The organism is Mesorhizobium sp. ORM8.1 (assembly GCF_053005525.2).
Map to the genome: position 1 here is coordinate 3,469,894 of NZ_CM132600.1, position 12,343 is coordinate 3,482,236.

General features: G+C 63.4%; 9 protein-coding genes and 1 pseudogene. All 10 read right to left on the bottom strand.

All coding sequences use genetic code 11. The features are described 5' to 3' along the window. Positions 1-48 precede the first annotated feature (48 nt). Positions 49-1,455, bottom strand: a complete 1,407-nt coding sequence (locus ACVDG8_RS17410) for an NAD(P)(+) transhydrogenase (Re/Si-specific) subunit beta (RefSeq protein WP_447255771.1) — start codon at positions 1,453-1,455, stop codon at positions 49-51. A gap of 1 nt (position 1,456) precedes the next feature. After that, positions 1,457-1,879, bottom strand: coding sequence for a proton-translocating transhydrogenase family protein (locus ACVDG8_RS17415; protein WP_447255772.1), 423 nt, complete (start codon positions 1,877-1,879; stop codon positions 1,457-1,459). Further along, positions 1,876-3,135: a Re/Si-specific NAD(P)(+) transhydrogenase subunit alpha gene (locus ACVDG8_RS17420; protein ID WP_447255773.1), complete on the bottom strand. Its 1,260-nt coding sequence runs from the start codon at positions 3,133-3,135 to the stop codon at positions 1,876-1,878. Before ACVDG8_RS17420 ends, ACVDG8_RS17415 begins: the two co-directional genes overlap by 4 nt. A gap of 85 nt (positions 3,136-3,220) precedes the next feature. Next, a complete protein-coding gene (locus tag ACVDG8_RS17425; RefSeq protein ID WP_447255774.1) occupies positions 3,221-3,445 on the bottom strand; it encodes an aa3-type cytochrome c oxidase subunit IV in 225 nt (74 codons plus the stop codon). 152 nt (positions 3,446-3,597) lie between these two features. Then, the gene (locus ACVDG8_RS17430; protein ID WP_447255775.1) at positions 3,598-3,747 is read right to left on the bottom strand and encodes a DUF3096 domain-containing protein; all 150 of its coding nucleotides are present in this window, start codon (positions 3,745-3,747) and stop codon (positions 3,598-3,600) included. A gap of 101 nt (positions 3,748-3,848) precedes the next feature. Next, positions 3,849-4,610: an N-acyl amino acid synthase FeeM domain-containing protein gene (locus ACVDG8_RS17435; protein WP_447255776.1), complete on the bottom strand. Its 762-nt coding sequence runs from the start codon at positions 4,608-4,610 to the stop codon at positions 3,849-3,851. Positions 4,611-5,012: 402 nt separating this feature from the next. Further along, the gene (locus ACVDG8_RS17440; RefSeq protein WP_455707801.1) at positions 5,013-7,328 is read right to left on the bottom strand and encodes a putative bifunctional diguanylate cyclase/phosphodiesterase; all 2,316 of its coding nucleotides are present in this window, start codon (positions 7,326-7,328) and stop codon (positions 5,013-5,015) included. A 151-nt stretch (positions 7,329-7,479) separates the two neighbouring features. Beyond that, positions 7,480-10,952: pseudogene (locus ACVDG8_RS17445) on the bottom strand (indolepyruvate ferredoxin oxidoreductase family protein). Between the two features lie 198 nt (positions 10,953-11,150). Continuing rightward, positions 11,151-11,681, bottom strand: coding sequence for a hypothetical protein (locus ACVDG8_RS17450; RefSeq protein ID WP_447255779.1), 531 nt, complete (start codon positions 11,679-11,681; stop codon positions 11,151-11,153). Then, complete coding sequence (locus tag ACVDG8_RS17455; RefSeq protein ID WP_447255780.1) at positions 11,674-12,282, bottom strand: CGNR zinc finger domain-containing protein; 609 nt, start codon at positions 12,280-12,282, stop codon at positions 11,674-11,676. The genes ACVDG8_RS17450 and ACVDG8_RS17455 overlap by 8 nt, the downstream gene beginning before the upstream one ends. Positions 12,283-12,343: the final 61 nt, after the last annotated feature.

Consider the following 12,343-nt stretch of genomic DNA (forward strand, 5'->3'; position numbering starts at 1 on the left):
GTTTTGGATGCATGGGCCGACAACCTTCTGCAGAAGGTTGCGGCTTGATCAGTGATCAAAAGCCTTGACGATTTCCTCGGTCATCTTCTTGGCGTCGCCGAGCAGCATCATGGTGCCGTCCTTGTAGAACAGCGTGTTGTCGATGCCGGCATAGCCGGAGCCGAGCGAACGCTTGACGAACAGGCAGGTGCGGGCCTTGTCAACGTCGAGGATCGGCATCCCGTAGATCGGCGAGGACTTGTCGTCGCGCGCGGACGGGTTGGTGACGTCGTTGGCGCCGATGACATAGGCGACGTCGGCCTGTGCGAATTCGGAGTTGATGTCCTCGAGTTCGAACACCTCGTCATAAGGCACGTTGGCCTCGGCGAGCAGGACGTTCATGTGGCCGGGCATGCGGCCGGCGACCGGGTGGATGGCGTATTTGACGTCGACGCCGTTGGCCTTGAGCTTGTCGGCCATTTCGCGCAGCGCGTGCTGTGCCTGGGCGACCGCCATGCCGTAGCCGGGCACGATAATCACCTTCTGCGCGTTCATCATCAGATAGGCGGCGTCCTCGGCCGAGCCCTGCTTGACGGTGCGCTCGATGCCATCGTCGGCCGCGGCCGCCGTCTCGCCGCCGAAGCCGCCAAGGATGACCGAGATGAAGCTTCGGTTCATGCCCTTGCACATGATGTAGGACAGGATCGCGCCCGAAGAGCCGACCAGCGCGCCGGTGATGATCAGCGCCAGATTGCCCAGCGTGAAGCCAAGTGCCGCCGCTGCCCAGCCCGAGTAGGAGTTCAGCATCGACACCACGACCGGCATGTCGGCGCCGCCGATCGGGATGATCAGAAGCACGCCCAGTGCCAGCGAGGCGAGCACGATCAGCCAGAAGACGAACTTCGCTTCGGTGGTGACGAGGAGCACGATCAGCACCACCAGGGCGACGCCAAGCGCGATGTTGATGAGATGGCGGCCGCCGATCATGATCGGCTTGCCGGACATGCGGCCGTCGAGCTTCAGGAAGGCGATGACCGAGCCGGTGAAGGTGATGGCGCCGATGGCAACGCCAAGGCTCATCTCGATCAGCGCTTCGGCATGGATGTCGCCCGCCGTGCCGATCCTGAAGCTTTCCGGCGCGTACATGGCGGCGGCCGCCACCATCACGGCGGCAAAGCCGACGAGGGAGTGGAAGGCGGCGACCAGTTGCGGCATCGAGGTCATGGCGATGCGGCGCGCGGTGACGGCGCCGATGCCGCCGCCGATGGCCAGGCCGAGCACGATCAGGCCGAAACGGCCGATCGAGGGAGCCAAGGGCAAGGCCAGCGCCAGCGTGGTGGCAATGGCGATGGCCATGCCGATCATGCCGAAGAGATTCCCCCGGCGGCTGGTTGTCGGATGCGACAGCCCGCGCAGCGCCAGGATGAACAGGATGCCGGAGACGAGATAGAGGAAGGAAGCCAGATTGACGGTCACGTCACTTGTCCTTCTTCTTGTACATGGCAAGCATTCGCTGGGTGACCAGGAAGCCGCCGAAGATGTTGACCGAGACCAGCACTAGGGCGACGAAACCGAAGCCGGCGGCAAGCCCCGAGGCCGAGATGCCGACCGCGAGCAGCGCGCCGACGACGATGACCGAGGAAATGGCGTTGGTGACAGCCATCAGCGGCGTATGCAGCGCCGGCGTCACCGACCAGACGACATAATAGCCGACAAAGATCGCCAGCACGAAGATGGCGAACTGGAAGACGAAGGGATCGACGGCGCCGCCGGACAGTGCGTGCGCCGCGCCGGCGGCCTCGGCCGCGCCCGGCGCGTTGGCCAGATCATGCACCGCGACCCGCACCGCGGCGGTCGCCTGATCGAGCTGGTCGAGGGCTTTCTGCAGGGCGTCCATCATGCGGTCCCTTCTGGCTTGGACGAGGGCGACTTGGCGGCGGCCTTCCTCTTCGGCGCCGGTTTGGCGTCGGCGACCATGGTCGCCGCGGGAATGGCCGCCGGCTCGGTGCGCGGTTCTTCCGCTGCCTTGGCGAAGTTCGGATGCACGATCTTCCCACCATCGGTAAGCATGGTCGCCTTGACCAGTTCGTCGTCGCGCTTGATGGCGAGTGTCTTCGCCGTCTTGTCGATCATCGTCTCGAGGAAGGCGAACAGGTTTTTTGCATAGAGCAGCGAGGCCGAGGCCGCGACACGGCCCGGAACGTTGAGATGGCCGACGATCTTGACGCCGTTTTCCGTCGTCACGACCTTGCCCGGCACCGCGCCCTCGACATTGCCGCCGCGCTCGACGGCGAGGTCGACGATCACCGAGCCTGGCTTCATCGAGGCGACCATGGCGGCGGAGACCAGCTTCGGCGCCGGGCGGCCGGGGATCAGCGCCGTGGTGATGACGATATCCTGCTTGGCGATGTGCTCGGCGGTGAGCGCCGCTTGCTTGGCCTGGTATTCCTTGGACATTTCCTTGGCATAGCCGCCGGCCGTCTCGGCTGCCTTGAACTCCTCGTCCTCGACAGCCAGGAACTTGGCGCCGAGCGACTGCACCTGCTCCTTCACCGCCGGGCGCACGTCGGTGGCGGTGACGACCGCGCCGAGCCGGCGCGCGGTGGCGATCGCCTGCAGGCCGGCGACGCCGACGCCCATGATGAAGGCCTTGGCCGCCGGCACGGTGCCCGCCGCCGTCATCATCATCGGCAGCGCGCGGTCATATTCGGCGGCCGCGTCGATCACCGCCTGGTAGCCGGCGAGATTGGCTTGGCTGGACAGTACGTCCATCGACTGGGCGCGCGTGATGCGCGGCATGAATTCCATCGAGAAGGCGGTGACCCCGGCCTTGGCAAGCGCGGCGACAGCGGCGTCGTTGCCATAGGGATCCATGATGGCGATGACCGCGGCGCCGGACTTGTAGGTCTTCAACTCCGCATCGGTCGGCCGGCGCACTTTCAGCACGACATCGGCCTTGGCGGCGTCGCCCGCCTTGCCGATCGCCGCACCGGCGCCGGCAAAGTCCTGGTCGGTGATGCGTGAGCCCTGACCAGCGCCCTTCTCGACGATGATGTCGAAGCCGAAGCCTGTCAGACGCTTGACCGTGTCCGCCGAAGCCGCGACGCGCGGCTCGTTCGGGTCAAGCTCACGAGGGATGAATATGATCTGTCCCACCGGATGATCCTTTCGGCTGGAACCTTGATTACGCAAGGCGTCGGCCGGACGTCCGGCGACGTCGAGGGCAATGGGCTGGAAGAAACTACCGCAGAATGAGTGCGCCGACCGCCATGATCAGGATGAACACGATGGTCGCCGAGAAGAAGCCGCCAACGAAGAAGCCGAAAGCCATGGCGATGAGAATGCCGGCGCAAAACAGCGAGCCGTATTTGGCAAGCGCGAGGAAGCCATGGTAGGTACGGTCATGCTCGGCATAGTCCATCTGCGCGCCCAGTTCGACAGGACCGGTCGGCGTGTGATCAGCCATAGGAATACCCCTTCGAAAATGCCTTTGAGGCACATAGCGAAAAGCCGGACCGAGAGCAATGGCGCTATTGCCGCACGGCCGGCGACAACAGCCTCAAATGAAGTTTGAAACTGCCGGCGGCGCTTCGCCCGACGCGCGGCCGATGGCGAAAGTCAGCCCGCGAGGTGCGGGAACAGGCCGAGCACGCCGACGACGATCAGGTAGAGCGCGACGATGTAGTTGAGGAGCCGCGGCATCACCAGGATCAGCACGCCGGCGATCAGCGAGATCAGTGGGGTGAGCGCGATCGAGTGGATGGTCATGTCGGTATCCTTTCCTATCACGGCTTGGAGCAGCCGGACGGGCCGCCGCCTTAAAACGGCGCAGCGCCAGAAAGGTTCATTGCAGAAGGAAGGAAGGCCGCTCAGGCAGCGGCGCGGTAATATTTCGCCGTCGGCACGATCGACAGCGGCGTCAACCGGTTGATGGCCGGGTTGCCGAACATCAGCCGCTGTTCCACCGGCGTGGACTTGAAGAATGGGAACCGTTCAAGTGTCTGGCGCAAGTTTTCACCGCAGGGAATTTCGAACAGGGCGATCGGCGCAAGAACGCCCGGAAACACCTTGCCCTCGGTCCGCTGCACGGCATGGAAGATGCGGGCATAGTAAGCGGAATGTTCCACCTTGACCGGCGTAAGCACCGCGGTCTGGCCAAAGTAGCTGGAGGCCACCATGCCGAGCCTGAGCGTCAGAAAAGGCAAGACCCCCGGCGCAGGCGCGCTGTCGGCATCGGTTGCGAAGCGGGTTCCGTCGATGAAAGTCTCTCCGCGGGCAAGCCGCTCGGCCAATATCTCCGGATAAGCGTCGACGGAGGGAGAATAGGGGTGCTCGCTGGAAATGTAGTGGAGCCGCAGCGTGCTGACCAAGTGACCATCGAAATAGACGCCGAACCGGTAGGAATTCGGCAGATTGTCCCAGCGGTCCTCGAACATCCCGCTGGCGATCGGACCGCACATGCCTGAGCGCAGGTAGGAATTGTAGCGCAGCCGATAGATCGCTTCCAGATCTTCACCGCCGGTTATGAGACGATATTCGACATGGTCCAATAGTTGCATGATGGATTGGGTGAGCGCCGAGTCCAATCTCGCGCTGGCGCCAGCCGACGCACTGTTGCTCGCAGCATCCATTGTCATTCCTCGAATTCCGCCTGCAGCTAGGCTATTCGAGTTGAAATGGGACACAAGCTGAAAATTCGATGTTGCTGATTTACCGCTTGTTAACCTTAATGACCGCCGCTGTTTCGCTGATCTCGCGCGCGACAAAAAAGCAAATACCGCAGCCGGCGGCTGTCTGATCGATCTAACGGGGCCATCAAGATTAATCAGAACTCAACGGCTTGGACGCGCCAGGACGTAGCGGGTTTAGACCGCATCAGAACGACCATCGTTTCACGAAAAACACATGATCGCGCCGTCTTTTTAAACGCAATTGCGGCCGGAAAACCGTTTCACACTTTTCCTGCAATTGCTCTTTTGTTTTGGACGCAATTGCGAACGGAAAACCGTTTCGCACTTTTCCTGCAATTGCGTTTAGCTGGCTGTCCGCTTGCTGGCGACATGCAGGTCCGCGGCAAACGGCCATGTGACGCTCGACATCGTTTCGATGCCCGACGCGCTGAGCGCGGCGCCGAAGAGAAAGCCCTGGACAAAGTCCGGCTTGATCGAATGCACAAGCGTCTTCAACTGCTCGAAGGTCTCGACGCCTTCAATGGTGACGGAAAGGCCCAGCGTACGGGTCAGGCCGACAATCCCCTTGAGCAGGTCGAGCGACTGCCGGTTTTGGTTTACATCGACCAGGAAGGAACGGTCGATCTTGATCTTGTCCAGCGGCAGCTTGTGAAGATAGCTCAAGCTCGAATAGCCGGTTCCGAAGTCGTCAAGCGCAATGCGCACGCCCAGCGCCTTCAGCTCCTCGATCGATCCGCGCGTCAGCGATTTATCGTCGAGCAACGCGGTTTCAGTGACCTCGATTTCGAGCCGGTGCGCCGCCAGGCCCGACCTGGCCAAGGCGTCCGCGACCTTCTGAACGATCTCGCGACTGCGGAAATCCTTTGCCGAGAGGTTGACCGACACGCTGGTCTGAGCCGGCCATTTGGCACATTCGGCGCACGCCGCCTCCAGCACGAAACTGCTTATGTCGGAAACGATGCCCATCTCCTCGGCCAGCGGAATAAAGACGCTGGGCGAGATCGGGCCGAGATCGGGGTGATCCCAACGGCAGAGCGCCTCGCAACTGGCGATGCGCATTGTGTCTACAGCGACGATCGGCTGATAGACGACACGCAGTTCCTTGGCTTGCACGGCATTGCGAAGATCGGCCTTCATCAACTGGCGGCTGCGGAAAGCGGCGTCCATGGACGCCTCGAACAGCCGCCAGCTGTTCTTGCCGAGCTCCTTGGCCTTGTAGAGGGCAAGGTCCGCCTTGACGATCATGGCGTCCGCGTCGGTGTCCTTGACTATGGACAATACCGCGCCGCCACTGCTCTGGATGCGCAACCCGTGGCCGGCGACGTCCACCTCGCCCTGCAGGTTGACGAAGAGCTGATCGAGCAGATTGTTCAGATGGCTCTCGTCTTCCACCCGGTCGAAGAAAATCATGAACTCGTCGCCGCCGAAGCGGCTGACGGTGACGCCCGGTTCGGCGATCGCCGCCAACCGCTCGGCGACGGCATAGATCAGTCCGTCGCCGACCGGATGGCCGAGCGTGTCGTTGACGCTCTTGAAATCGTCGAGGTCGAGCACGGCAAGGGCGCAGAGCCGGTCCTGCTCGCCCGAGGCCATGGCCTCGCCGACCAGTTCGTGGAAATAGGCGCGGTTCGGCAGACCGGTGAGGCTGTCGTAGCGCGCCATGAAGCGGATCTTCTCCTCCGCCTCGACGCGCGCGGTCACGTCCTCGAAGGTGATGACGCCCAGTTCCTGGCTGCCTTCACGGGCGGAGAATTCGTAGTGCTGGCCGTTGGCGAGAGAAACCAGCACCTTGCGGTCGCGTCCCTCGCGCAAGGCGCGCGTCAGTTGCGCCTCGATGTAGCGGCAGTCTTTCGGCGCCAGCATGCCACCGGCGACGCCGCGCATCAAAAGACCATGGATCGAGCGCCCAAGCAAAGCGTCGCCCGATTTCAGCGACATCAGGCGCGCGGCTTCGGCATTGGCCACCGCGACGCGCCCGTCGGGGCCCAGCATGACCAGGCCATGCGACATGGTGTTGAGCGCGCGGTCGAACCGGCGCGTCAGATTCCTGGCCTGCTTGTGACCAATCACCGCCGAGAACAGCACATTGCGGACATGGTCGGCGCCTGTAATGGTGATGAACGTCATCGGGATGATCATCAGGCCGAGGACGATGGAGGGCGCGTCCATGCGCAGCAGAAGCGCGAGGGCCGCCGGTCCGATGAAGGTGACGGAAAAAATCCGCACCATGCGCGGAGAGCCGTAGTTGCGGGCGACAACCGTGACCAGGGTCGCCAGGGTGAGCGACATCGCCGCCAGCTCGGCAAAGGGATCGGGATACACATAGATCGACACGAAGCACAGCGCACCCAAGCCGAGGCCTTGCAAGCAGCCTTTGAGGATGTAGCCGCGCTCCAATCGCTGCGCGTGCTCGACATCGGCAATCACGCCGCCGGTCCTCAGGAAACCGCGAATGCCGAAGTAACGGATAAGGCTGACGGAAAGCAGAGCAAAGGAAAACCCCAGGAACAAGGGGTTGCCCGTGCGCAGATAGATCATGATCCCGAGGATCGAGTAGCACGCGCCGCCAATCAACAACATGTGCGCGTTGTCGAACAACGACCGCACAAATTGGATATAGACATCCGCTGGGATGCTTTCGGTCTTTGTTCTGCCCATATCGTCGGCCCAACGCTAAGCCGTGTCATGGCACACCTGCTCTTAAGAAAGGCTTAGAACAGGGCGCAGAGCGCCCGCGGCGGCAGATAGGACCCAGGACGGGACGTAAACCAACCGCTGAAAATTAACCTTGGGCAACCAGTTGGCGCGATCACTCGGCCGCGCGCAGCACCGGCTCCGCCACAGCCTTTTGCAGGCGATCCAGCAACCTGGAACGTTCACCCGCCGCCTTCGCCACGCTGGCCTGCCGGACGTGGCCGTAACCGCGGATCAGCGCCGGCACGGAGGCAAGAGCGGTGGCGGCCTCGATCCTGCCCGGCGCCAGCGCGGCGGCGACCAGGTCGAGATCGGCTTCGTATTGCGCCAGAAGTTTCCGCTCGCCGCGCCGCTCCTGCTATAGCCGAAGAGGTCGAAGGCGCTGCCGCGCAGGCCTTTCAGCGCCGCCAGCAGCCGAAACCCCTTCATCGTCCAGGGGCCGAAGCTCGATTTCCTTGGCTTGCCGTCATTGCCACGCCGGCCGAGGATCGGCGGCGCGAGATGGAACTCAAGCTTGTCGTAGCTCTGGAACTGCTTGGCAAGGTCGGTCGCGAACGTGCCATCGGTGTAGAGCCGCGCCACTTCGTACTCGTCCTTGATCGCCATCAGCTTGAACAGGTTTCTGGCGGCGGCCTCGGTGACCGCGGTCGAACCGGGCGCTGCTTTGGTTTCAGCCGCGCGCAGCGTCGCCACGCGGTCGGCATAGCGCCTGGCGTAGGCGGCGTTCTGGTAGGCCGTCAGGAAAGCGACACGACGCGCGACGACATCGTCGAGCGTTCCAGCCGGCTTGGGCGCCGCGTTGCCGGTCTGACCGACCAAATTGCGCACGAAGTCCGGCTGATGCGCGGCACGCCGGCCCCAGCGGAAGGCGGCGATGTTCATCGCCACCGCCTCGCCATTCAATTCTATCGCTTTTTCAACGGCTTCGGCCGAGAGCGGCAGCCCGCCGTGCTGGAAAGCGAAGCCCAGCATGAACATGTTGGCGCCGAGCGAATTGCCAAACAGCGCAGTCGCCGTGCGGGTGGCGTCGAAGAAATGCGCCTTGTCGTCGCCGGCGGCCGCACGGATCGCCTTCTTCAGCCGCTCGACGGGCAGTGAAAAGTCGGCGGAGCGGGTGAATTCGCCGGGCATGATTTCGGCGGTGTTGGCGAGGAAGATGGTGTGGCCCTCGCGCACCGCGCCCAGTACCTTCTTGGCGCCGGAGACGACGAGATCGCAGCCAAGGACAAGATCGGCCTTGCCCGCCGAAACGCGGATGGCGTGGATGTCTTCCGGTGTCGAGGCGATGCGGACATGGGTGAAGACCGAGCCGCCCTTCTGCGCAAGGCCCGCCATGTCGATCATGCCGCAGCCCTTGCCTTCGAGATGCGCGGCCATGCCGAGCACCGCGCCAACGGTGACGACGCCGGTGCCGCCGACGCCGTCGATGATCGCCGCCCAGCCCTCCTCACCCAAGCGGAATTCGGCCGGCGCGGGCACGCCTTCGAGCGGATCGGCCTTGCCGGCAATGCCTTCGGCCTTCCGGATCTTGCCACCATGCACGGTGACGAAGGACGGGCAGAAGCCGTCGAGGCAGGAGAAATCCTTGTTGCAGCTCGACTGATCGATGCGGCGCTTGCGGCCGAACTCGGTCTCGACCGGCTGGATCGAGACGCAGTTCGATTGCACGCCGCAATCGCCGCAGCCTTCGCAGACCAATTCGTTGATGAAGACGCGCTTGTCGGGGTCAGGGAACGTGCCGCGCTTGCGGCGGCGGCGTTTTTCGGCAGCGCAGGTCTGGTCGTAGATGAGAACGGAAACGCCTTTGAGGCCACGCAACTCGCGCTGGACGATATCGAGATCGTCGCGGTGATGGATGGTGGCGCCAGCCGGGAGTTCAACCTTGCCGGCATATTTGTCCGGCTCGTCGGTGACGATGGCGATGCGCTCGACACCTTCGGCGCGCACTTGCCTAGCGATCATGTCGACGGTGAGCCCGCCTTCATGCGGCTGGCCGCCGGTCATGGCGACGGCATCGTTGTAAAGGATCTTGTAGGTGATGTTGGCGCCACTCGACAGCGCGAAGCGGATCGCCAGCGCACCGGAATGATTGTAGGTGCCGTCGCCGAGGTTCTGGAAGATGTGGTCGCGCTTGGAGAACGGCGCCTGGCCGACCCACTGCGCGCCCTCGCCGCCCATCGCCGTGAAGCCGACAGTGTTGCGGTCCATCCACAGCGCCATGAAATGGCAGCCGATACCCGCGGCGGCGATCGAGCCATCCGGCACCTTGGTCGAGGAATTGTGCGGGCAGCCCGAACAGAAGAAGGGCGTGCGCGAACCAATATCGGCGGTGTCGGCAAGCATCGCCTGGAACTGGCGCAGCTTCGCCACCTTCGCGGCGATCTCTTCAGACGGACCGATTGTGCGCAGGATCCGCTCGCCGAGCGCGATGGCGATCTCGTTGGGGTCGAGCGCGCCCTTGGCCGGGAACAGCCAGTCGCCACGCTCGTCCTTCTTGCCGACGATCGTCGGCTGCAAGGCAGTGCCGTAGAGGTTTTCGCGCAGCTGCACCTCGATCAGCGAGCGCTTCTCCTCGACGACGACGATGGTGTCGAGGCCGCGCGCGAATTCGGCGATATGCTGCAGGTCGAGCGGCCACGGGCAGCCGACCTTGAACAGGCGGATGCCGATGCGCCCGGCGGCGTCCTCGTCGATGCCGATATCCTCCAGCGCCTGGCGGACATCGAGATAGCTCTTGCCGATGGTGATGATGCCGAGCTTGGGGTTGCGCCCGCCCGGGTAGACGATGCGGTTCAGCCCGTTGGCGTGGATGAAGGCGGAAGCGGCGGCGCGCTTGTATTCATGCAGCCGCTCTTCCTGGCCAAGCATGTCGATCTCGTGGCGGATGTTCAAGCCGCCCGGCGGCATCTCGAATTCGGGAATGACGATGTTCAACCGTCCAATCGAGGCATCGACCGAAGCCGTCGATTCGATGTTGTCCTTGACGCATTTGATCGCCGCCCAGGTGCCGGCAAAACGCGACATGGCAAAGCCGTACAGGCCGTAGTCGATGATCTCCTGGACGCCGGCCGGATTGAGGATCGGCACCATGGTGTCGACGAACAGGAATTCGGTGGCATGCGCGTTGGTCGAGGACTCGGCCATGTGGTCGTCGCCCATCAACGCGAGCACGCCGCCATGCTTGGATGAGCCGGCGAGATTGGCGTGGCGGAAGACGTCGCCCGAGCGGTCGACGCCCGGCCCCTTGCCGTACCAGACCGAAAAGACGCCGTCATGCGTGCCCTCGCCCAGCAATTCGGTCTGCTGCGAGCCCCAGCAGGCGGTGGCGGCAAGCTCCTCGTTGAGACCGGGCTGGAAGACGATGTCGGCTGCGGCGAGCTGCTTCTTCGCCCGCCACAGCTGCATGTCGAGACCGCCGAGCGGCGAACCGCGGTAGCCGGAGACAAAGCCCGCCGTGTTGAGGCCGGCACGGCGGTCGCGCTCGCGCTGCATCAAAAGCATGCGCACGACGGCCTGCGCACCCGACAGGAAGACGCGCTCCTTGCCAAGGTCGAACTTGTCGTCGAGCGCAACGTCGTGCAGCGTCATCAGGCATTCCTCTGCGGAGGCGCTTTTAAAAAAAGCGGCCAACGTCGGGGTGTGACGCCGCAGTGTTTCTTCCCTTGCGGGAGAGGTCAAACAAAATCGCTGGAGCCAGGTAACACGCAACAAACGGTCTGGCGAGGTGCCGCCGGCGCATTCAAGACCATGCTAACCGCTTCGTGAAGAACGAAAATTTCGCGCTTTTCAGCCAGCCTTGGAGCAATCCGGCTTCGGCTCGCCGGGCAGCTTGCCGTCGGGATGGCCGGCGAGATCCGCGTTCAGCTCGTAGTTCGGCCCGATCACCAGCGGCCGGTCCGGCAGCATCGTCTGGTCCTCGGACGAAGTCATCGTGGTGTCGATGCTTTGCAGCAGCGTACCGCTCGAATCCTGAATGCGGATCGAGACGGAATAAGGCTTGTCCTTGACCACGCAAGTGAGCGGCGGGCTGGTGAGCGTTATATGCGGCAGCTTCGGCCAGATCTTCTGGTTGACGATAAGCGGATCGCCGCCGGCCGGGTTCTGGAAGCTGACGACCGCGACCTGGCCGTCGGCCATCGGCCGCAGCGGCTTCAGCGTGATGACATAGGTGGCGATCGCCAGCCTGTAGTTGAATTCGAACAGCTTGCCGGAAATGGCAAAAAGCTGGTCCTTGCCGGTGTCGCGGCACGCGCCGAGCGTGACGGCGGCAATCAGGGCCAAGCCAAGGGCGATCGAGCGCGAAAATCTGTCAGGCATTGGAGACCTCCCTGGCCGCGGCGCGGCGGCGATAGTGACGATTGGCCTTCTGACGATTGCCGCAAACGGCCATATCGCACCAGAGGCGGCTGGAGTTGCGACTGCGGTCGACGAACAGCCAACTGCAATTGGGGCAGATCCGGAGTCTCGCGACGGTTTCGTCGCGCAGAAGCGACAGTGCCGACAAAGCAAGCGCTGCCTCGAACGCGACCGGCGTTGCGGGGTCACCGAAAGGCTGGCCCGGTGCGCCGATTTCGACGACGCTGGCGGATAGCCCCCTCGCGCAGGCGCTCAGAAAGTCCGGCAAATGGGCCGTGGCAACCGCGCCTTTCGACACCGCATGCCGGAACAGCCGGTCCGTCGTTTCGCGGATCGCTATGACGGCCGCCTTAATGTTGTTGGGCTCTGGCGCGTGCAGCGGCCGGCCGCCAAGCTCGGCGGCGCGAAAGTCACTCGCGGCTTCGGCAAAGCGCGCGATTTCGACCGGATCGTCGAAACGGTCGAAAGTTTTTTCGGGATCATTGCGCAGCACGACGGTATTCGCGGTGTCGAGCGCGAGAATGCCGCCGGTGAAGCGATGCGGGGTCCAGGAGACTGCCATGCCGGGAATCTAACCGATAAAACGTATTTGACAAGTTAGATTCCGAGTGCAACGCTCTCAA

Coding starts and splice junctions, on each gene's coding strand:
- ACVDG8_RS17415 (WP_447255772.1), bottom strand. CDS start 1,879: ATGATGGACGCCCTGCAGAAAGCCCTCGACCAGCTCGATCAGGCGACC.
- ACVDG8_RS17425 (WP_447255774.1), bottom strand. CDS start 3,445: ATGGCTGATCACACGCCGACCGGTCCTGTCGAACTGGGCGCGCAGATG.
- ACVDG8_RS17430 (WP_447255775.1), bottom strand. CDS start 3,747: ATGACCATCCACTCGATCGCGCTCACCCCACTGATCTCGCTGATCGCC.
- ACVDG8_RS17435 (WP_447255776.1), bottom strand. CDS start 4,610: ATGGATGCTGCGAGCAACAGTGCGTCGGCTGGCGCCAGCGCGAGATTG.
- ACVDG8_RS17440 (WP_455707801.1), bottom strand. CDS start 7,328: ATGGGCAGAACAAAGACCGAAAGCATCCCAGCGGATGTCTATATCCAA.
- ACVDG8_RS17450 (WP_447255779.1), bottom strand. CDS start 11,681: ATGCCTGACAGATTTTCGCGCTCGATCGCCCTTGGCTTGGCCCTGATT.
- ACVDG8_RS17455 (WP_447255780.1), bottom strand. CDS start 12,282: ATGGCAGTCTCCTGGACCCCGCATCGCTTCACCGGCGGCATTCTCGCG.